The sequence below is a fragment of the Mangrovicoccus ximenensis genome, assembly GCF_003056725.1.
GTDB classification, from domain to species: domain Bacteria; phylum Pseudomonadota; class Alphaproteobacteria; order Rhodobacterales; family Rhodobacteraceae; genus Mangrovicoccus; species Mangrovicoccus ximenensis.
Map to the genome: position 1 here is coordinate 155,616 of NZ_QBKZ01000025.1, position 18,625 is coordinate 174,240.

Here is an 18,625-nt window from a genome sequence, read left to right on the forward strand (position 1 = left end):
TTAGCCAGCGCCGACAGGAGAACCGCCATGACCACCACCCGTTTCGCGCCCTCCCCCACGGGCTACCTGCATATCGGCAACCTGCGCGCCGCGCTGATGAACTACGCCATCGCCCGCAAGGCCGGGGGCACCTTCATCCTGCGCATCGACGATACCGACCAGGAACGCTCCAAGCAGGAATACATCGACGGGATCTTCGCCGATCTGGAATGGCTGGGCTTCACCTGGGACCGCGTGGAATACCAGTCCAAGCGCCTCGACCGCTATGCCGCCGCCGCCGAGAAGTTCCGCGGCATGGGCCGGTTCTACGAATGCTTCGAGACCCCGACCGAGCTCGACCTGAAGCGCAAGAAGCAGCTCAACATGGGCAAGCCGCCGGTCTATGACCGCGCCGCGCTCGGCCTCTCCGGCGAGGAGAAGGACAAGCTGCGCGCCGAGCGGCCCGGCCACTGGCGGTTCCTCCTCGACCAGGAGCGGATCGAATGGGTCGACGGCATCCTCGGCGCGATCTCGATCGACGCGGCCTCGGTCTCCGATCCTGTGCTGATCCGCGGCGACGGCCAGGTGCTCTACACGCTGGCCTCGGTCATCGATGACGCCGAAATGGGCGTCACCCATGTCGTGCGCGGCTCCGACCACGTCACCAACACCGCCACCCAGATCCAGATGATCGACGCCTTCGGCGGCAAGGTGCCGGAATTCGCCCACCATTCGCTGCTGACCGGCCCGCAGGGCGAAGCGCTGTCGAAGCGTCTCGGCACGCTCAGCCTGCGCGACCTGCGCGCCAACGGCATCGAGCCGATGGCGATCCTCAGCCACATGGCGCGCCTCGGGTCCTCGCAGCCGGTGGAGCTTCGCAGCTCGATGGACGAGATCGTCGAGGGCTTCGACATCGGCCATTTCGGCGCCGCCCCGACGAAATTCGACGAGGCCGACCTGCTGCCGCTGACCGCGCGCCATCTGGGCAGCCTGCCGCTCGGGGCCGTCGCCGCCGACATCGCCGCCGCGGGCGTGCCCGATGCGCTGGCCGCCGATTTCTGGGCGCTGATCCACGAGAACGTGGAAACCCGCGCCGCCATCGCCGGCTGGTGGGAGATCCTGCGCGACGGGGCCGTCGCCGAGGTGGACGAGGCCGACCGCGAATTCATTGCCGAGGCGATGGCGATGCTGCCGCCCCTGCCCTTCGACGATGCGACCTGGGGCACCTGGACCGCCGCCGTGAAGGACAAGACCGGCCGCAAGGGCAAGGGCCTGTTCATGCCGCTGCGCAAGGCGCTGACCGGCAAGGCACGCGGCCCCGAGATGGCGCAGTTCCTGCCGCTGATGCAGGCGCTGCCGAAGCAGGGCTAACGCCCCGCCAGCACCTCTTCGACCCAGGCCGGGACCAGCTCCGTCGCAGGTCCCTGCCGGGTCTCGTCAAAGTCGTGGCTGACATCGGAGCGTTCGAGATTGAGCTCGAGCGTCTCCACCCCGGCCCTTCCCGCATCCTGCACGAAGGCCGCAGCCGGATAGACCTGCCCCGAGGTGCCGATCGCCACGAACAGCTCGGCCGCCCGGATCGCGTCCCAGATCTCCTCCATGTGATAGGGATACTCCCCGAACCACACGACATCGGGCCGGGTCGCCGCCTTGCCGCAGGACGGGCAGGCATCCGCAACCGCCATCTCGGCCGGCGCGTCCCAGCGCGCCCCGCAGGCGCCGCAGAGCGCCCGCATCAGCTCGCCATGCATGTGCAGAACCGCCGGGCAGATGACCATCGTGCCGTCGCGCGGCTCGGCCGATGCCATCGCGGCGGGCGGCCCAGCCGACCAGGTCGCCTGGCGCAAGGCGACGGTCAAGCAGGCCGGGCGCACCGCCTATTACGTGTTCTGCGACGCGCCGAGCGGAACGCAGATCACCGGGGTGTCGCCCGACAAGCTGGCCCCGCCGCTGACGCCCGGAAACGGCTTCGTCTTCGTCTACCGGCCGCAGCCGCTGGCGCTGTCGGGAAAGAAATGCACGATCGACGGCACCGATTTCCCGTTCCGCGGGGCGGCGGCGGGCGGCAATGCCGCCGGCAGCCCGAACGCCTATGCGGTGAACCTGCGCGACGACATCAACGGCAAGGCGCCGCCCGTCGACTACCAGGCCTCGGCCGAGGGCAACATCGTCACCGTCTTCGGCAAGACCGCGCCCTTCCAGCTGACGCTCTACACCTCGGAAAGCCGCTCGATCCAGGTTTCGGGCACCGAGGGCATCACCGTCACGCGGGAATTCTCGCGCAGCTCGCAATCGAGCCTGACGCGGCAGAATACCGGCAACCGCACGGTCGCGGTCGGCGCCTCGGTCGATGTGCGGTTCTCGCGGCAGTTCGAGATGAACGTGACCGGCAATTCGGCGATCTCGGCGCGGCTGGTGTCGATCCCGGCGCCGCCGCAATTCCTCGAGACGATCAAGACCTACCTGGCGGGGGAGGAGTAGAGCATGGCCGAGACGCCCCAGGTCACGCGCTCGCTGCTGTCGGCTCCGCTGCCGCAGATCATCGAGCGGCTGGGCATCTCGATTGCCCAGGCGCAGGCGGCGCTCGACCGCAATTCGATCGAGCTGGCGAAGGCGATGTCGGAAACCGAGGTCGAGATCGGCGACAGGACCTACAACCTGCTGTCCCTGGGCTTCGTGCCGGCCTTCTACAGCTTCACCGAGGCGACGGTGGAGGCGAAGCTGAGCTTCCAAGTCTCCGAAAGCACCGAGACCTCGGTCAATGTCGGCGTGCAGGTGGGGGTGCAGTACGGCGTCTTCATGGCCGCGGCTTCGGTCGATGTCGGCTATGCGCGCAAGTTCTCGGTCTCGGCCGAGGGCATGTCCTCGATCGCCGCGCGGCTGGTCTCGTTGCCGCCGCCCGAGATTTTCACCGACCTGCTCAAGCGGGAATACCAGCAGGACATCAGCTAGGGCCGGGACTGACCCGGAGGGAAGGGAGACGACAAGATGGGCATCGGACAGGAGCTTCTGAACGTCCCGATGGGCGACATGATCCGGCAGATGGCCTTCGCCATCGCCGACGGCCAGGCCAAGCTGGACGAGAATTCGATCAACACCGCCGAGATGATGGGCGGGCTGACCACGGTCTATGACGAGGAGGGCAATGTCAGCTTCGACGACAGCCGCGTCTTCTTCGGCTACGAATACATGACCCTGCCCGAGGCCGTGGCCTATGCGATCATGGATGACGCGGTCACCGGCGCGGTGGACGAGGCGGAGGCGATCAAGCTGATCGACCTGCTGAAGAAGGTCGTGAAGGACATGCACGGCATCGACCTGTCGGGGTCCGACGGGGCGGCGATGATCTCGGGGCTGACCGACGACCAGAAGAAGCTTCAGGTCCGGGTGCCGACCCGGCTGTCGATGCTGGAGCTCGGTTTCGCGCCGACCTTCTACCAGTTCGTCGACACGATCATCGAGGTGAAGATCGCGATCAAGATCACCCGGACGCGGGAATACAGCCGCACCACGACCAACAAGGCCAGCTCGGTCGACAGCTCGTCGCGGCGCAAGCGCAGCTTCTGGGGGACGCGCAAATCCAACAGCTACAGCCGCGACGTCTCGACCAGCCAGGTCGATGCCACCTATGCCGCCAAGTATTCCTATTCGGCCGAGGGCGCCTCGATCCTGCGCACCAAGATCGTGCCGGTGCCGACGCCGACCGCGCTGGAGGACCGGATCCAGTCCTTCATGGAGACCGAGGAGGAGCGCCGCCGGATCAAGCTGGAGTCGGACCGCGTGACGCTGGGGCTGGCCGGGGCGCCCACGTCCTGAGGCGGGGCTTGAGCGAAAGGGAATCCGATGTCCGTCAGCACGGAAATGACCAACACCCCGTTCCCCGAGATGGTCCGCCTTCTCGGGACGGGCATTGCCGAGGCGCAGTACGAGCTCGACCTCGTCTCGCTGAAGATCGCGCGGATGATGGCGGGCTACATGCCCGATCCCGAGCCCGAGGAGGGCCAGCCGCCGCCGCCTGCCGGAACGCCGGAACGGACGCTGCTGGTCAAGCTCGGCGACGGGCGGGAATATTCGCTGCTGGAACTCGGCTTCGTGCCGAGTTTCTATCAGTTCGTCGACACGCTGATCGAGCTGAAGCTGTCGATCTCCGCCTCGCGCGAGACCAACATCAAGCGCAGCTCGACCGTCGTGAATGCCTCGGTGACCGGCAAGGTCGGCTTCTTCTCGGCCTCGGCCAAGATGCGGGTCAGCTCGGTCTCGGCCTCCTATGCGGCGAAGTACCAGTATTCTGCGGAGGGGTCGTCCTTGATGCGCACCAAGCTGGTGCCGGTGCCCGCGCCCGCGATCCTCGAGGAACGCATCCGCGCGATGCTGGCCGCGACGGCGGCGGCGGAAGAAGACGAGGGCTAGGACGGCGATGACCCGGCGGAGCTGGCGCGATCTGGAACGGCGGCAGGGCGCGGAGACTTCCGCGCCGCAGCTTCCGGGCTTCGGCACCGGGCCGGCTGCTGCGCTTCCGGGTGACCGACGAAGGCTTCCCGGTGATCCGCGGCGTCTGGTGCGGCGGACGGCAGGTGGCCTGAGCCCGCAGGCTCAGCCCATCCGCGCCACCGCCCGGTCGCAGGCCCAGCCCACCGCCCGGTGCAGGATCAGCGTCATCGCCGCCAGCACGATCAGCGCGGCGAACATCAGGTCGATCTTCGCCCGCCCGTTCGCGAGCAGCATCAGGTAGCCCAGCCCCTGGCTGGCGCCGACCCATTCGCCGATGATCGCGCCGATCGGCGCATAGACCGCCGCCAGCCGCAGCCCCGAGGCCAGCGACGGGATCGCCGCGGGCACCCGCATGTGCCACAGCACCCTTGCCTTCGGCGCGCCCATCACGCGGGCGAGGTCGAGCCAGCCCGCAGGCGTGCGCATCAGCCCGTCGAAGAAGGCCGAGGCCACCGGGAAATAGATGATCAGCACCGCCATCAGCACCTTCGACCACAGCCCGTAGCCGAGCCACAGCGTCAGGATCGGCGCCAGCGCGAACACCGGCAGCGCCTGGGTCAGCACCAGCGCGGGACGGATCAGGCTGCGCGCGGCGGGCGAGACCGCCATGGCCAGCGCCGTCGCCGCGCCCGGCGGACCGGCTGAGCCTCAGTCCTGGCGGTACTCGGGCGCGCGCTTTTCGAGGAAGGCGGCGATGCCTTCCGCGGTATCCGGCTCCAGCATGTTCGCCACCATCGCCGCCGCCGTCAGCTCGTAGGCCTCGTCGAGCGGCCGTTCGAGCTGGTCGTAGAACACGCCCTTGCCGATCCGCACCGCCGCGCCCAGCTTGGCCGCGATGCCCGCCGCCAGCTCCTGCGCCGCGGCGTCGAGCTGATCCCGAGGCNACGACCCGGTTCACCAGCCCCAGCTCCTGCGCGCGGGAGGCATCGAGGAACTCGCCGGTCACCAGCATCTCGAAGGCCTGCTTGCGCGGCAGGTTGCGGCTGAGCGCAACCATCGGCGTCGAGCAGAACAGACCGATATTGACGCCGTTGACGCCGAAGCGCGTCCCCTCCGCCGCCACGGCCAGGTCCAGACCGCCGAGAAGCCGCCGCAGCTCAGCACCGCCGCCATGGCGAGCCCGCCCGGCAGCCGGCGCACCAGCTTCTGCGCGGCGGCGAAAAGCCCGCCCGCGACGCCCGAATGCGCCAGCAGGTTGCCCATGAAGATGAAGAGCGGAATGACAGACAGCGAATAGCTGAAGATCGTGTCATAGGCGGTGCCGCCCAGCATGGTCAGGGTCGGCTCCAGCCCGCGCAGGAGCGCGAAGCCGACGGTGCCGACGACGATCATCGCGAAGGCGATCGGCACCCGCAGCATGGCGAGGCCGAGGAGAAGGACGATGGCGATCAGCGGTTCGGCCATGGCTCAGAACCTCCGGATATGGTCATGCGGCAGCAGCGCGATCAGGGCGCTGGCCGCGAAGGTCAGGGTGCCGAGCGCCGCGGCCGGCCAGAGCGGCAGCGCCAGGTCGAAAGTCTGCGCGCCGTCATGGAACAGCCCCAGCCCGTGCCGCCCGACCGTCCAGCTGAGCGCGACCAGCACCAGCGCGGTCACACCCGCCCCGAAGGCGCAGGCGATGCGGTCGATCCGGGCGGACCAGACCGAGGACATCAGGTCGACCTCGACATGGCCGCCCTTCAGCGTGGTGATCGGCAGCGCCGCCAGCACCAGGTCGGCAAGCAGGACCTGCGTCAGCTCGAAGGCGCCGGGCAGCGGCGCGTTGAACAGGTAGCGGCCGATCACGTCGGTGACGGTGACCGCGACCATGGCGAGGATCAGCCCTGCCGACACTGCCGGCAGGATCTTCGAGACGAGGATCCGAAGCCCCCGGACGGGCTTCGGCAAGGTCAGATGGGCGCTCATTCGGCCGGCTTCTCGGTCTGCATCGCGGCCAGCGCTGCGGCGGCGTCGTAGCCCTGGGCCGAGACCGCCTCGATCCAGGCCGCCTCGATCGGCGCGGCGGTGGCGCTGATCGCCGAGAGCACCGCGGCGGGCGCCTCGTAGACCGCGATGTCCTCCTTTTCGGTCGCGGCCAGCCCGTCGGCATCCGCCGCGTTCCAGGCGGCGCCCGCCAGTTCCGAGAAGGCAAGCCCCGAGACCGAGGAGATCGCCGCCTGGTCCTCGGCGCTCAGCCCGTCCCATTTCGGCCCATTCATGACGAGGAACCACGAGGTGTTGTAGAGCCCGCCCGGCACGGTCATCACGTCGGTGATGTGCTTTTCCAGCTTGAAGGCGGCGACCGAGTCCATCGCCATGCAGATGCCGTCGATCACGCCGCGGGTCAGCTTTTCGTAGACCTCGGGCGAGGACATGAAGAGCGTCGTCGCGCCGAGGCCGGACATCAGCTCGGCCGGATAGCCGCCCGGCGTGCGGACCTTGAAGCCCTGGAAGCCGCCATCGTCGTCGAAATGCCAGTCCTTGGCCAGGAGAACGCCCGGCCCGTGGGTGAAGAGGCCCAGGAGATGCGTGCCGGCATGTTCCTCGGCCGCGCCCAGATCCTCGGTATAGGTGGTCCAGAACGCCTTCGAGGTCTCGGCCGCGTCATTGCCGAGGAAGGAGAACTGCCCGACCCGCGAGCGCAGGAAGCGGTCGTCGGAGGTGAAGGAATGCAGCCCGTAGGTGATGTCGGCCACGCCGTCGCGGGCCATGTCGAAATGCGCGGGCGGCGCTCCGAGCGGCTTGGTCAGCACCCGCACCTTGACCCGGCCTTCGGTGGCCTCCTCGACATTCTCCGCCCAGGGGCGAATCGCGCCGGTCACCAGCGGATGGCGCGGCGGCAGCCAGCTCGACAGCACCAGCGTGGTTTCCGCCATGACGGGCAGCGCCGAGAGCAGGCCGGAGAGGGCCGTGGCCGCCAGGATCGAGGTCTTGAAAATCGTCATCTGTCTTCCTCCCTAGGTTGCGGCGGCAGGACCGCCGAGGCAGAGGCGGCGGATCAGGTCCGCCGCGCCCCTGTTCAGAACGCGGCGCGGAGCGCCTTGAGCCCGCCCGCGAGCACGCCCACATCCGAGCCGACGGCGAGGAACTCGACCCCCGCCGCCGCATAGCCCGCGGCGAGTCCGCGGTCCGAGGTCCGCGTGCACCGCGCCGGGGTCGGAGGACGCGGTGAGAATCAGCACCGGCAGGCCGCGCCCGGCCGGGGAGCCGGCAAGCCTCCGGACCATGTCGCAGGCCATGCCGCCGGTCAGGCCCGGGCCGAGCAGCACCAGGTCTGGCCGGATTTCGGCAACGCGGTCGAAGGCCTCGTCGGGGCTGTCGGCCTGCACCACGGAATGGCACGACACGGCCACGCGGCTGCGCAGGACGATTCGGTTTGCCGCAACGGGATCGATGACAAGAATCTGGCCCGGCATCCGGGGGGTCTCCACATAAGACGGCTCTGCAGCTTCACATTCCCACGGGAGAAGTTAAGGAAGCCTTGAGCATTTTAGTCGAATTGCGAAGGCTCGAACCGGAGGCTGCTGCCATGGACCTTGAAAACGCATCTGCCGTGGCGCTCGGCGCCATTTCCTGGATGGCCTCTGAGGAGGACCTGCTGCCGGTTTTCCTTAATGCCTCGGGGCTGACCGCCGAGGGGCTGAAGGCCGGCCTCGAGGACCCGGAAATCCAGGCGGCGATTCTGGATTTCGTGCTGATGGATGATTCCTGGGTACTCGCCGCGGCGGGCCATTCCGGGCGCAATCCGCTGGATTTCGGCCGCGCTCGGCAATATCTTCCCGGCGGGGCTGTGCCGCACTGGACCTGAAAAACCTGCGGTTGCGTGTCCCGTCCGGGCTTTCTTGTCTGGCGGGGCGGTTCCGTGGCATAGTGCGGCCACTGGGAGGAGCGCTAATGATCAAGACAGTCCTTTTCGACAAGGACGGGACGCTGTTTGACTTTCGGGCAACATGGGGCGGCTGGGCCGCCTCCTTTCTTCTGGAACTGGGATCGGGCGACCATGCCAAAGCCGCGCAGATGGCGGCATCGGTGGGCTTCGATCTGCAGGACCGGCGCTTCGAGGAAGACAGCGTTCTCATCGGCGGGACGCCGGGCGACATCGTCCGGAATCTCCTGCCGCATGTGCCGGGCGTGTCGGCGGCCGGACTGGTGTCGCGGATGAACGTCATGGCGGCATCCGCCCCTCAGCACGAGGCCGCGCCGCTCTTGCCGCTGCTCGGCGGGCTGCGCGAACGGGGGCTGAGCCTGGGCGTCATCACCAATGACGCGCGCGCGCCCGCGATGGCGCATCTGCGCGCTTCGGGCGTGGCGCATTGCTTCGATCACGTGATCGGCAGCGATTGCGGATTCGGCCAGAAGCCGGCACCGGGCCAGATCGAGGCATTCCTGGAAATGACCGGCGCCGATCCGGCGGAAACGGTGATGGTCGGCGATGCGCCGCATGACCTGATGGCGGCACGGGCGGCGGGCTGCCACCGCGTCGGCGTGCTGACCGGGATGGCGTCGCGGCGCCAGCTGGCGCCGCTGGCCAGCGCGGTCCTGCCGGACATTTCCGCCCTGCCGGATTGGCTCGACCGGATGGAGGACGCGCGCAACGACGCCGCCTGACGGGATTGCCGGGCGGAATGCCGCAAATTTTTCCTGTCTCTTCCGGGTTTGGCCGGTCCGCCTGCGGTTCCGGCCCCCGGCATTTAGCGAGGTGTTAACCGGCCGTCCCTAGGCTCCTGCGGAGGAACCGATAAGGACGGGTGCGGGTGCACGGGCTCATAAACAAATCGCTGCAGTGCTTCCTCCGCGACACCTACGGTGCCGGGGCCTGGGCCGAGGTGGCGCAGGCGGCCGATGTGGACCCGGCCGGCTTCGAGGCGATGCTGATCTATGACGACGCGCTGACCGTCGATGTGGTCGCGGCCGCCGCCGCCTTCCTGGACAAGCCGCGGGACTGCGTGCTGGAGGACTTGGGCACCTATCTGGTGTCCCATCCCAACCTGGAACCCGTCCGGCGGCTCTTGCGCTTCGGCGGCGCGACCTTCGTGGATTTCCTGCATTCGCTCGACGAGATGCCCGACCGCGCGCGGCTGGCCGTGCCGCAGCTTGACCTGCCGCGGCTGGAGCTGCTGCCGGTCGACGAGGCGTCCTACCGGCTGGACTGCGAATGGCATCTGCCGGGATTCGAACATGTGCTGGTCGGGCTCCTGCGTACCATGGCGGATGACTACGGCGCGCTGGTGCTGCTCGACTGCCTGCCGCCGAGCGACGGGCTGGCGCATGTCGGCATCCGGCTGATCGACAACGGCTACGCCTCCGGGCGCAGCTTCGACCTGGCCGCCGGAGGCTAGCCGCGCGATGGAGATGAAGCTGGAGCGCGCGGCGCTGGACCTGCTGATGCCGATGAACCTGCAAGCCGATGCGGAGGGGCTCATCGTGCATGTCGGACCGACCCTGGAGAAGACCCGCAAGGCCGGGTATTTCCACGGCTTCCGCCTGTTCGAGCTGTTCCGGTTCAAGCGCCCGCGCGAAGTGCTTTCGATCGAGGCGCTGCGGCAGGCGGCCGGCACGCCGCTCCGGCTCTATTTCCGCGACGATCCGCAGACCCAGCTGCGCGGAGAGGTGACCGCCGCGGCGGATGGCGGGCTGCTCCTGAACCTGTCCTTCGGCCTCTATGTCTTCGATGCGATCCGGCATTACCGGCTGCATGCCAGCGATTTCGCGACCACCGATCCGACCATGGACATGCTCTACCTGACCGAGGCGAAATCGGCGGCGATGGCGGCGTCCTACGAACTGAACCTGCGCCTGCAGGCGGCGCGGATCGCGGCCGAGGAACAGGCCTATACCGATACGCTCACCGGGCTGAAGAACCGCCGGGCGCTGGATCTGGTGCTGGCCCGCCACCGGCGGCAGGGGACCGCCTTCACGCTGATGGGGATCGATCTCGACTACTTCAAGCGGGTGAATGACACGATGGGCCATGCTGCGGGCGACGTGGTGCTGCAGCATGTCGCCCGGCTGATGCTCGAGCGGACCGGCGAGACCGACACGCTGGTGCGCACCGGCGGCGACGAATTCCTGATCATCCTGGCCGGCCAGACCGACCTGACGGCGCTGCGCCGCCGCGCAGGGGAAATGATCGCCGCGCTGGAGACGCCGATCGCGGTGCCGGACGGCCAGTGCCAAGTCTCGGCCAGCATCGGGCTGTGCTCCACCGGCCAGTTCAACAGCTGGGAGCCGGCGCAGATGCTGGCCGATGTCGATGCGGCGCTTTATGCCGCCAAGCGGGCGGGCCGCTCGCAGGTGGTGGCCTATGCGCCGGGGATGGAGCCGTCGGGCGACGATCCCGAGCGCAAGGCCGAGCGGCTGAATGCGCGGGCGGCGGGCGAGGGGGGCGCGCTCAGCGCCCGTCCCTCGCGCTAGTCAGGAAATCCCAGGCCGCCAGCAGGATCACCGTCACGGCCACCGCGATCAGATCCCAATGCGGGACATGCAGGATCAGGATGCCGAGAAACGCTGCCAGGGTCGCGAAGGCGATCAGCGCCATTGCCTTGTTCATGCCGTGTCTCCTGCTGCGGGAACGGCCCGGCGCCCGCAGGCGCCGGACAGGTTGCGGTCAGCTGCCATAGATCAGTTCCGGCAGGTAGAAGACGATGCCGGGGGCGAGATACATCACCACCATCGCGAGGATCACGCAGAACAGGAAGGGCATGCAGCCCGCGAAGATCTGCGTCAGCCGCACCTCGGGGGGCGCGATGCCCTTGAGGTAATAGGCCGACATCGCCATCGGCGGCGTCAGGAAGGACGTCTGCAGGTTCAGCGCCACCAGCACGCCGAAGAACAGCGGATCGATCCCGAAATGCGGCAGCAGCGGCAGGAAGATCGGCACGAAGATGATGATGATCTCCGACCATTCCAGCGGCCAGCCGAGCAGGAAGATGATCAGCTGCGCCATGATCAGGAACATCACCGGGGACATGTCGAGCCCCTTGACGAATTCCGAGATCACGTGCTCGCCGCCGAGATAGGAAAAGACCGAGGAGAAGATGTAGCTGCCGATGAACAGCCAGCACACCATCGCCGTGGTCCGCGCCGTCAGGTAGACGCTCTCGCGCAGCCGCCCCCAGGTCATCGACCGGTAGAGGAAGGCCAGCAGGATGCCGCCGAGCGCGCCGATCGAGGCGGCCTCTGTCGGGGTGGCGAGGCCGAAGAGGATCGAGCCCAGCACCGCCATGATCAGCAGCGCCAGGGGCAGGAAGCTGGTGGCGATCATCCACAGCAGCGTCAGGCCCGGCACGTCTGGAATGTCCTCGGGGCGCGGCTTCGGCGCGACCGAGGGCTGCAGCATCGCGCGGCCCATCACGTAGACGAGGTAGAGCCCGACCAGCGTCAGCCCGGGCAGCAGCGCCCCGGAATAGAGCCGCACGATCGAGACGTTGGAGGCTGCCGCATAGACGATCAGCATGATCGAGGGCGGGATCAGGATGCCGAGGGTCCCGCCCGCGCAGATGATGCCGGCCGCGAAGGAATTGTCGTAGCGCGCCTTCAGCATCGCCGGCAGCGCCAGCAGCCCCATCAGCGTCACCACCGCGCCGACGATGCCCGTGGCGGTGGCGAAGAGCGCGCAGGTGATCAGCGCGGCGACGCCCATCGAGCCCGGCACGTTCCGCGAGGCGATGTTCAGCGTCGAGAACAGCCGGTCGACGATGTTCGCGCGCTCGACGATGTAGCCCATGAACAGGAACAGCGGCACCGCGGTCAGCACCTCGTTCGACATCACCGTGAAGCTCTGGTTGATGAAGAGGTCGAAGACCCGGTTGTTCAGCCAGCCGTCCATCCAGGTCGAGGCCTGGTCCCACCAGGAGGCATCTTCGGGCAGGCGCATGTGGTCTCGCCACATCCGGCGCTCGTCGAAATAGGCGTAATAGCCGAAGCCCAGCCCCATCGCCATCAGCGTGAAGGCGATCGGGAAGCCGAGGAAGACCATCAGGATGAAGAGGCCCAGCATGCTGAGCGCGACCATGGGATCGGTCATGGATGGGCGTCCTTCTCGGCCTCTGCGGCCCTGGCCATGAGGATGTCCTCGGTTTCCAGAACGTCCTCCTCGGCGGCGAGCCATTCATTGGTGCGGATCGCGAGGATGCAGCGCATCACCTGGGCGATGCCCTGGATGAAGAGCAGCACGCCCGCGAGCACGATCACGGTCTTGAACTGGTAGATCGGCACCCCGGCGGGGGAGTTGACCGAGACTTCGCCGTATTCCCAGCTGCGCGCGGCGTATTTCCAGCCCGCGAAGACCAGCGCCAGGACGCCGGGGAAGAAGAAGACGAGATAGAGCACCAGGTCGATGCGCGCCTGCCAGCGCGGGCTCCACAGGCGGTAGAGGAAGTCGCCGCGGACATGGCCGCCGCGCGACAGGGTGTAGGCGCCCGCCATCATGAAGAGCGCGCCGTACATGATGAAGGAGACGTCCAGCGCCCAGGCGGTAGGGCTGTTCAGCACGTAGCGGACGAAGACCTCGTAGCCGGTGCCGAGGGCCATCATCAGGATGAGCCAGGCAAAGGCCTTGCCGAACCACGCCGAAAGCGCGTCGGCGAAACGGATATAGGCGATCATGGGAGTTCCCGAATGAAAAAGGCGCCCTCCCGGGGAGTCCGGAGGAGGGCGCCGTCCTGGACTCAGCCGAGTTTCAGCTTGCCCGGGAAGTAATGCTCGAAGGCGAGCGCGTAGTCGGGCGCGTTCATCAGCTCGTAATAGGCGACCTGCTCGACCCATTCGCGCTGGCTGTCGAGGACCTTCTTCATGAAGGGGTCCTCCTCCAGCTGCGGGATCAGCTTGTCCCAGGCCGCGAGCTGGGCATCGAGGATCTCCTTCGAGGTCCGGTGCACGGTCACTCCCGCCTCTTCCTGCAGCCATTTCAGGTCGGCCGAATAGCGCCGCATCGCCTTGGCGGTATTCGCGGTCGAGGCGGATTCGACCGCGTATTTCACGATCGCGCGCAGGTCGTCGTCGAGATCCTCCATGAAGAACTTGGAGAACAGGAACTCGAAGCTCTCCGAGGCCTGGTGGTAGGAGGACAGGTAGTAGTTCTTCGCCACGTCCTGTGCGCCGAAATCCTTGTCCGAGCTCGGGTTGTTGAACTCGAAGGCATCGATCACGCCGCGCTCCATCGCCGGGACGATCTCGCCGCCCGGCAGCTGCGCCACCGACATGCCCATCGACTGCAGCAGGTCCGCGGCAAGCCCGACGGTGCGGTACTTGAAGCCCTGCAGGTCGGCGGCCGTGTTGACCTCCTGCTTGAACCAGCCGAAGGGCTGGGCGAACATCGGGAAGCCCAGATAGCCGTCGACATCGAGTCCCATGATGTCCTGGGTCAGCTCGTCGTAATAGCCCTTGCCGCCGCCTTCGTAGAACCAGCTGAGCATGGTCGTGGCGGAGCCGCCGAAGACCGGGCCGGTGCCGAAGAGCGAGGCCGCCTTGTTCTTGCCGTACCAGTAGACCGGCACCGAATGCGCCGCATCCAGAAGCCCGTCATTGACCGCGTCGAGCACCTGGAAGGCCGCCACGACCGCGCCCGCAGGCAGAAGATCGACCTTCAGGCGGCCGCCCGACATGGCTTCCACGCGGTCGGCGTAGTCCTGCGCGAATTCCTGCCAGATGTTCGAGGCCGACCAAGAGGTCTGCATCTTCATAACAAGCGGCGCCTGGGCCAGAACGGCCGGAGCGGCCAGAGTGCCCGTGCCACCGGCAAGCGCCGTCGCACGCAGGAATTTCCTGCGGTTCATCTTGTCCGACAATTTTTCCTCCCTTGACCGCAGCCGCGGTCCGTCTTTCGCTTTTCTTTTTCGGTGTTCTCCTGCAGCGGCAGGCAGCCGCGTGCAGTTCCCGCCCCGATAGAATTAGCGAATTCCTGAATGGGTCAAGGGGTCAATTCATATATCTTGATTATTCAAGTGGTGGCGGCGTGCCGATTCCCGGCTCACTTGATCGCCGCGTAGAGCTCCAGGACCTCGAGCGGAACGATCTCCAGCGCGCGGCGATGCGTGGATTCCAGCCGGACCTTCGGCGCGACGCCCTCGTCATGGGCCTGGGCGAAGCGCGAGGCGCACAGGCACCACTGGTCGCCCGGTTTCAGCCCCGGAAAGCCGAATTCAGGCCGCGGGGTCGACAGGTCGTTGCCGAAATACTTGGAATAGGCCAGAAATTCCGCGGTCATCACGACGCAGACCGTGTGGCTGCCGGCATCCTGGTCGTTGGTATCGCAGCAGCCGTTGCGGAAGAACCCGGTCACCGGATCCATGGAGCAGGGTTCCAGCTTGCCGCCGAGCACGTTTTCCGACCGGTCCATCTTCATCTCCGCGACTCCTTCTTTGCGGCGATGATAGCGCGGCCGGGCCCGTCGGGGCACCCCTTGCCGCCGCGCCCGCCTTGCCCGGGCCGCGCCGCCATGCAAGGCTCCGGGCGGGAGACGAGGCGGAAACCGTCCGGGTGCTGGGGGCCGAGGTGGTCCCGCGCAGCGACGATTTCGCCGGGGCGGTCCGGGCGGCCTGTCCCGGCGGGGCCGACGCGCTCCTCGATACCGCGCTGCTGGGCGAAGCGGCTTTCGGAGCGCTGCGCCAGGGCGGGATCTATATCCCGGTGCGCGGCTGGCCGGATGCGCAGAGCGAGACCCGCGTGACGGTCAGGCCCGTCATGGTGCCCGAGGTGCTGGAACGCACCGACTGGCTGGAGGAACTGGCCGCCGCCGCGTCCCGCGGGATCATCGCGCCCCGGGTGCATTCCGTCCATGCTCCCGAAGAGGCGGCCGAAGCGCAGCGCCTCCTGCTTGCCGGCGGCATGCGCGGACGTCCGGTCATCGTCTTCTGACTGCGCGGGCCTGGACCCTTGGTCCCGAACCGGCCCGATGGCCGGCATGGCGACATGGCGGCAGCGCTCTCGATCCCAGCCCGCGCGGGCATCCACCACCGGGGGGCCGAAAGCCGCCGGTGCCCGCGTTGAGTCAGAGCCAGAATTGCACGCCGATTCACACTCATTGCGCAACGGAAGCCATGCGGGCTCCCTGGCAGGAAAAGGCCGGGGACAGCCTGCCGGGCGCCTTTGCCCGCGGCCTCCGGAGGGACTGCGACGCGGTGTCCGCGGACAGGACCAGGGTCGGATGGCCGGGCCGAGGACAGATCACTCGGCTGAACATGCCGGCGGAAGAGGCATGGCCGGGTGGGTGCCGACAGGCCGAAGGCGAGGATGACTGCGATGCAATAGGCAAAGGCCAGTATCAAAATTGAGGCAGAGGCGAAAAAAGGCCCCCGGAGGGGCCTTTGGGGGTCGTCGCCTTGCGGGCGGCTCAGAGCTTTGCGGTCAGCTCCGGCCTCTGCCGCCGCGCCGTTCAGGTCGCCGATCACCACCTTGGCCCCGGCTCCGGCCAGCGCCGTCGCGATGCCGAGCCCGATGCCCGACGCCCCGCCGGTGACCAGGGCCACGCGGCCCGCCAGATCGAAAAGATCACTGCTCATGTCAACTCTCCTGCCCCCGCGCCCGGCCCTTTCGGCTGCACGAGGATCTTGAATTCCTCCGGCCGGGCGAGGAGCGGCTCGAAACCCTCCGCGACCGCCCGGTCCAGCGCCACCTTGCGGGTGACGATGCGGGAGGGCGCGAACCGCCCCGCCGCGATATGGCCGATCAGCTCCGGGAAGCAGTCCCGGTAGCCGAGCGTCGTGACCAGGCTGACCTCGCGGTTCACCATGTCGAAGAGGTCGAGCTCCGCCCTGCCGGTGAAGAGCCCGGCCAGGATCACGCGCCCGCCCTTGCGCACAGCGCGCAGCGCATCGTCGAGCGCGGGCTGCAGCCCTACGGCCTCGAAGGCGATGTCGAACGCCCCCGCCGGGAGGACGTCGCCGCGCGGACAGAGCACGTGGCCGGCGCCCAGCTCCAACGGCTGGCCCTCGCCGGGCGACAGGTCGCGGAGCTGGAGGCCGGGATTGCCGGGCTGGCCGCCGAAGACGCTACCATGGCCCGGTCCCGCGAGATCCTGTGGGGCTCCGCCCGTCCGGCCCCCAAGGGCTCCGCCCGGTCCCTCCCCGAACGGTCCGCGGGGTCGGTTCGCCTCCTGAAGAGGACCTGAGCGGCCCCCGCCGGAGGATGTGCCGCTGGCGCGGACCGGTCCGAACGCCCCGGCCCCGGCCCTGTCGCCACGGCGCTGATCCTGACCATTCCGCCCGGGATCGGACAACGCGACGGAACGCAGGCCGCAAGCCCCGCAGGCCTTGCCCCCTCCATCCGCGGCTCCGGCCAGGGGACAGGCAGCCTTCATCCGCGGGGGGCNGAACACCATGCTGGCCTGCGGCATGACGGTGGCCGCACCATGAGGCCGGATACATTTCAGCACCCGGCACCGCGCCAAACTGCTTCGGAAACCCTCTTGCGCAAGGGGCGGTTATGCATGTTGCAAAACTCAGCGGCTTGAGGATGTGATGCCCCATTCGCCAGCTAAGGCCAGGCAACGCGCTCGATGCGCCTTCATGACCTGGCTGGCCGAAGAGGCGCGCCAGTCGCGCCGCGCCATGGCGGGCGGCGCGACCGGCTGACGGGCTGTCCGGCGCGGGACGGCGCGTGCGGAAATCACGCTCCGGCGAACCGGAGAGGGCCTCCGGAAGTAACTGAAATTTAACCAATGAATCGTGGACAGGGCGGGTCGGCAAGCGTAGCGTCGACCATGTTACCCCTAGGGAAGCCTTTCCGGGGACAGTGAATTTTAGCGATGGCAGCTCAGTACGCCTGAGGGGAAACCCTCGTTCCTCTTGAAGGAGTCGCACATGACAGCCCTCCGATTTGTCCAAGCAGGCATTTCATCCAACGCCCTCGCCGCCGTCTGTTGCCTGGCCCTGCCCGGGGCGCCCGCCCTGGCCCAGGATGCCAGCTGCGCGATCCCGCCGGAATGGATCAGCCAGGGCATTCCCGATCCGACGCAGCTCGCCGAAGGCGATTTCACCCAGAGCTTCTGCCAGTTCCACACCTGGGCCTGGAATGCCTTCCTGTGGTCGATGGAGGAGGTGGACGGCGCGCTGCGCTTCGAGGGCTTCCCGACCCAGGACCAGACCATCGCGGGGTCCTTCTCCGGCGGGGACGTGCCCGCCGCGCCGGTGCTGAAGCTCCGGGTCGGCAAGGAGGACCACGCCATCGACTCGATCGCCCAGGCGGGAACGGATGGCTTTCTCGTCGCGCAGAACCGCCGGGCGGTCTATTTCAGCCAGCACGTCAATCCGCAGATGTACCGCAACATCCTCGACAAGGACTGGAACACCGCGGCCGGGCTCGCGGCGGCAACCAGCGCCGAGGGCGCGCTCTTCGAGATCGGCGACATCGAGTACAAGGCCGCCTGGGCGGTGGTCGATGACGGTTTCGCGGTGCCCGGCGCCTATGTCCGCACCGCGCAGGTCCCGCTTCTGGCGACCTACGAGGATGGCGGCAGGCAAGTGATCGGCGTGCCCCGCGAACCGCAATATGCCGAGGCCCGGGTGGCGCTGGTGGCGCTGCATGTGGTCGGCTGGGTCAACGGCCATGCCGAGGCGATCTGGGCCAGCTTCTCGCCCCCCGGGCTGGCGCCGGTCGTGCCGCAGGACGGTTCGGTCGGCCCGAACGATCCGGTCGCGCCCGACTCGACGCCCTTCTACGCCGGCGGCACAACGCTGGCCGATTGCAACCAGGCGCAGATCCCGGTCCAGACGCTCGATCCCGGCACCCAGCTGCTCGGCCTCGCCACCCAGGCTTGCCAGATCTATGCCGAGGGCACGCTGCAGACCGATGGCCAGCCGGACCAGAATGCGCTGGCGATCCGGCAGATCAACGCCTCGGCGGCGGCCACGCTGCCCGACGGCATGCCCGGCAAGGGCTATGAGGAGATCGGCGCGGTCTGGTCCACCAAGGACAATTCCGCGAACCCGGCCGAGGGCAAGGTGAACACGACCTTCCAGGACGCGCTGGTCGGCTCGACGGTGCTGTCGAACCCGGTGGTGGAGACCTTCACGCAGACCAGCGTGTCGCAGAACAACTGCTTCTCCTGCCACAACACGATCCAGTACCAGCCCTCGGACCCGGAGATCACGCCGCTCGATCCGTCGATGCTGAATCTCAGCCACTTCCTGATGCAGATCTACGAAAAGACCTTCACCGCCGCCCAGTGAGCGGCGCA

The 18,625-nt window shown here is 67.9% G+C and carries 20 protein-coding genes and 3 pseudogenes; 11 read left to right on the plus strand and 12 right to left on the minus strand.

The features are described 5' to 3' along the window. The first annotated feature begins 27 nt into the window (after positions 1 to 27). A complete protein-coding gene (gltX, locus tag C7T91_RS28510) occupies positions 28 to 1,350 on the plus strand; it encodes a glutamate--tRNA ligase (protein WP_108263263.1) in 1,323 nt (440 codons plus the stop codon). Here the strand turns inward: gltX and C7T91_RS28515 are convergent. Further along, positions 1,347 to 1,757 carry a Sir2 family NAD-dependent protein deacetylase gene (locus C7T91_RS28515; protein ID WP_330848906.1) on the minus strand — a complete coding sequence of 137 codons (411 nt, stop codon included), beginning with the start codon at positions 1,755 to 1,757 and terminating at the stop codon, positions 1,347 to 1,349. The genes gltX and C7T91_RS28515 overlap by 4 nt on opposite strands. Here C7T91_RS28515 and C7T91_RS28520 point away from each other — a divergent pair. The 4 genes from C7T91_RS28520 to C7T91_RS28535 are packed head-to-tail and all read left to right on the plus strand — an operon-like array spanning position 1,750 to position 4,389. After that, complete coding sequence (locus C7T91_RS28520; protein ID WP_108263265.1) at positions 1,750 to 2,460, plus strand: hypothetical protein; 711 nt, start codon at positions 1,750 to 1,752, stop codon at positions 2,458 to 2,460. The two genes, C7T91_RS28515 and C7T91_RS28520, sit on opposite strands and share 8 nt — an antisense overlap. 3 nt (positions 2,461 to 2,463) lie before the next feature. Continuing rightward, positions 2,464 to 2,931: a hypothetical protein gene (locus tag C7T91_RS28525; RefSeq protein ID WP_108263266.1), complete on the plus strand. Its 468-nt coding sequence runs from the start codon at positions 2,464 to 2,466 to the stop codon at positions 2,929 to 2,931. A gap of 36 nt (positions 2,932 to 2,967) precedes the next feature. Continuing rightward, entirely contained in the window at positions 2,968 to 3,795 is an 828-nt protein-coding gene (locus tag C7T91_RS28530) for a hypothetical protein (protein WP_201742288.1), read from the plus strand. 27 nt (positions 3,796 to 3,822) lie between these two features. Further along, a complete protein-coding gene (locus C7T91_RS28535; protein WP_108263267.1) occupies positions 3,823 to 4,389 on the plus strand; it encodes a hypothetical protein in 567 nt (188 codons plus the stop codon). A gap of 183 nt (positions 4,390 to 4,572) precedes the next feature. Here C7T91_RS28535 and C7T91_RS28540 read toward each other — a convergent pair. The 5 genes and pseudogenes from C7T91_RS28540 to C7T91_RS28560 all read right to left on the minus strand — a co-directional run. Further along, a pseudogene (locus C7T91_RS28540) lies at positions 4,573 to 5,079 on the minus strand (ABC transporter permease); the annotation flags it as partial. Between the two features lie 39 nt (positions 5,080 to 5,118). After that, positions 5,119 to 5,560: pseudogene (locus tag C7T91_RS28545) on the minus strand (enoyl-CoA hydratase-related protein); the annotation flags it as partial. A gap of 44 nt (positions 5,561 to 5,604) precedes the next feature. Continuing rightward, positions 5,605 to 5,874: pseudogene (locus C7T91_RS37335) on the minus strand (TRAP transporter large permease subunit); the annotation flags it as partial. Between the two features lie 3 nt (positions 5,875 to 5,877). Next, the gene (locus C7T91_RS28555) at positions 5,878 to 6,375 is read right to left on the minus strand and encodes a TRAP transporter small permease (protein WP_108263268.1); all 498 of its coding nucleotides are present in this window, start codon (positions 6,373 to 6,375) and stop codon (positions 5,878 to 5,880) included. Further along, entirely contained in the window at positions 6,372 to 7,394 is a 1,023-nt protein-coding gene (locus C7T91_RS28560; RefSeq protein WP_108263269.1) for a TRAP transporter substrate-binding protein, read from the minus strand. Before C7T91_RS28560 ends, C7T91_RS28555 begins: the two co-directional genes overlap by 4 nt. A gap of 584 nt (positions 7,395 to 7,978) precedes the next feature. On the opposite strand from C7T91_RS28560, the gene C7T91_RS28570 reads away from it, so the two are divergent. The 4 genes from C7T91_RS28570 to C7T91_RS28585 all read left to right on the plus strand — a co-directional run bounded on the left by C7T91_RS28570 (position 7,979) and on the right by C7T91_RS28585 (position 10,863). Then, the gene (locus C7T91_RS28570; RefSeq protein WP_108263271.1) at positions 7,979 to 8,257 is read left to right on the plus strand and encodes a DUF3572 domain-containing protein; all 279 of its coding nucleotides are present in this window, start codon (positions 7,979 to 7,981) and stop codon (positions 8,255 to 8,257) included. An 86-nt stretch (positions 8,258 to 8,343) separates the two neighbouring features. Beyond that, positions 8,344 to 9,057 (plus strand): HAD family hydrolase, encoded by a 714-nt coding sequence (locus C7T91_RS28575; RefSeq protein WP_108263272.1) that lies wholly within the window; start codon positions 8,344 to 8,346, stop codon positions 9,055 to 9,057. A gap of 146 nt (positions 9,058 to 9,203) precedes the next feature. Further along, a complete protein-coding gene (locus C7T91_RS28580) occupies positions 9,204 to 9,788 on the plus strand; it encodes a heme NO-binding domain-containing protein (RefSeq protein ID WP_108263273.1) in 585 nt (194 codons plus the stop codon). 7 nt (positions 9,789 to 9,795) lie between these two features. After that, positions 9,796 to 10,863 carry a GGDEF domain-containing protein gene (locus tag C7T91_RS28585; protein ID WP_108263274.1) on the plus strand — a complete coding sequence of 356 codons (1,068 nt, stop codon included), beginning with the start codon at positions 9,796 to 9,798 and terminating at the stop codon, positions 10,861 to 10,863. Here C7T91_RS28585 and C7T91_RS34005 read toward each other — a convergent pair. From C7T91_RS34005 to C7T91_RS28605, 5 genes are all read right to left on the minus strand, one after another. After that, positions 10,841 to 10,999 (minus strand): hypothetical protein, encoded by a 159-nt coding sequence (locus tag C7T91_RS34005; protein WP_201742289.1) that lies wholly within the window; start codon positions 10,997 to 10,999, stop codon positions 10,841 to 10,843. The two genes, C7T91_RS28585 and C7T91_RS34005, sit on opposite strands and share 23 nt — an antisense overlap. Positions 11,000 to 11,056: 57 nt before the next feature. After that, the gene (locus C7T91_RS28590; protein ID WP_108263275.1) at positions 11,057 to 12,475 is read right to left on the minus strand and encodes a TRAP transporter large permease; all 1,419 of its coding nucleotides are present in this window, start codon (positions 12,473 to 12,475) and stop codon (positions 11,057 to 11,059) included. After that, a complete protein-coding gene (locus tag C7T91_RS28595) occupies positions 12,472 to 13,056 on the minus strand; it encodes a TRAP transporter small permease subunit (RefSeq protein WP_108263276.1) in 585 nt (194 codons plus the stop codon). The genes C7T91_RS28590 and C7T91_RS28595 overlap by 4 nt, the downstream gene beginning before the upstream one ends. A 62-nt stretch (positions 13,057 to 13,118) precedes the next feature. Next, positions 13,119 to 14,225: a TRAP transporter substrate-binding protein gene (locus C7T91_RS28600; RefSeq protein WP_108263458.1), complete on the minus strand. Its 1,107-nt coding sequence runs from the start codon at positions 14,223 to 14,225 to the stop codon at positions 13,119 to 13,121. Positions 14,226 to 14,419: 194 nt separating this feature from the next. After that, complete coding sequence (locus C7T91_RS28605; RefSeq protein WP_108263277.1) at positions 14,420 to 14,794, minus strand: DUF2237 family protein; 375 nt, start codon at positions 14,792 to 14,794, stop codon at positions 14,420 to 14,422. A 134-nt stretch (positions 14,795 to 14,928) separates the two neighbouring features. On the opposite strand from C7T91_RS28605, the gene C7T91_RS28610 reads away from it, so the two are divergent. Further along, positions 14,929 to 15,306: a zinc-binding dehydrogenase gene (locus C7T91_RS28610; RefSeq protein ID WP_161556151.1), complete on the plus strand. Its 378-nt coding sequence runs from the start codon at positions 14,929 to 14,931 to the stop codon at positions 15,304 to 15,306. A 640-nt stretch (positions 15,307 to 15,946) separates the two neighbouring features. Here C7T91_RS28610 and C7T91_RS33035 read toward each other — a convergent pair. Beyond that, the gene (locus tag C7T91_RS33035; protein WP_161556152.1) at positions 15,947 to 16,369 is read right to left on the minus strand and encodes a zinc-binding dehydrogenase; all 423 of its coding nucleotides are present in this window, start codon (positions 16,367 to 16,369) and stop codon (positions 15,947 to 15,949) included. A gap of 880 nt (positions 16,370 to 17,249) precedes the next feature. Here C7T91_RS33035 and C7T91_RS28625 point away from each other — a divergent pair. After that, on the plus strand, positions 17,250 to 18,617 hold the full coding sequence (locus C7T91_RS28625) for a hypothetical protein (protein ID WP_108263280.1): 1,368 nt from the start codon (positions 17,250 to 17,252) through the stop codon (positions 18,615 to 18,617). Positions 18,618 to 18,625: the final 8 nt, after the last annotated feature.

Bases quoted from the DNA above. Each gene is read 5' to 3' on its own strand.
- C7T91_RS28590 (WP_108263275.1), bottom strand. From the start codon at position 12,475: ATGACCGATCCCATGGTCGCGCTCAGCATGCTGGGCCTCTTCATCCTG.
- C7T91_RS28625 (WP_108263280.1), top strand. From the start codon at position 17,250: ATGACAGCCCTCCGATTTGTCCAAGCAGGCATTTCATCCAACGCCCTC.
- gltX (WP_108263263.1), top strand. From the start codon at position 28: ATGACCACCACCCGTTTCGCGCCCTCCCCCACGGGCTACCTGCATATC.
- C7T91_RS28570 (WP_108263271.1), top strand. From the start codon at position 7,979: ATGGACCTTGAAAACGCATCTGCCGTGGCGCTCGGCGCCATTTCCTGG.
- C7T91_RS28530 (WP_201742288.1), top strand. From the start codon at position 2,968: ATGGGCATCGGACAGGAGCTTCTGAACGTCCCGATGGGCGACATGATC.
- C7T91_RS28520 (WP_108263265.1), top strand. From the start codon at position 1,750: ATGACCATCGTGCCGTCGCGCGGCTCGGCCGATGCCATCGCGGCGGGC.
- C7T91_RS28555 (WP_108263268.1), bottom strand. From the start codon at position 6,375: ATGAGCGCCCATCTGACCTTGCCGAAGCCCGTCCGGGGGCTTCGGATC.
- C7T91_RS28515 (WP_330848906.1), bottom strand. From the start codon at position 1,757: ATGGTCATCTGCCCGGCGGTTCTGCACATGCATGGCGAGCTGATGCGG.
- C7T91_RS28585 (WP_108263274.1), top strand. From the start codon at position 9,796: ATGGAGATGAAGCTGGAGCGCGCGGCGCTGGACCTGCTGATGCCGATG.
- C7T91_RS28575 (WP_108263272.1), top strand. From the start codon at position 8,344: ATGATCAAGACAGTCCTTTTCGACAAGGACGGGACGCTGTTTGACTTT.
- C7T91_RS28525 (WP_108263266.1), top strand. From the start codon at position 2,464: ATGGCCGAGACGCCCCAGGTCACGCGCTCGCTGCTGTCGGCTCCGCTG.
- C7T91_RS28595 (WP_108263276.1), bottom strand. From the start codon at position 13,056: ATGATCGCCTATATCCGTTTCGCCGACGCGCTTTCGGCGTGGTTCGGC.
- C7T91_RS28560 (WP_108263269.1), bottom strand. From the start codon at position 7,394: ATGACGATTTTCAAGACCTCGATCCTGGCGGCCACGGCCCTCTCCGGC.
- C7T91_RS28600 (WP_108263458.1), bottom strand. From the start codon at position 14,225: ATGAACCGCAGGAAATTCCTGCGTGCGACGGCGCTTGCCGGTGGCACG.
- C7T91_RS28605 (WP_108263277.1), bottom strand. From the start codon at position 14,794: ATGAAGATGGACCGGTCGGAAAACGTGCTCGGCGGCAAGCTGGAACCC.
- C7T91_RS34005 (WP_201742289.1), bottom strand. From the start codon at position 10,999: ATGAACAAGGCAATGGCGCTGATCGCCTTCGCGACCCTGGCAGCGTTT.
- C7T91_RS28535 (WP_108263267.1), top strand. From the start codon at position 3,823: ATGTCCGTCAGCACGGAAATGACCAACACCCCGTTCCCCGAGATGGTC.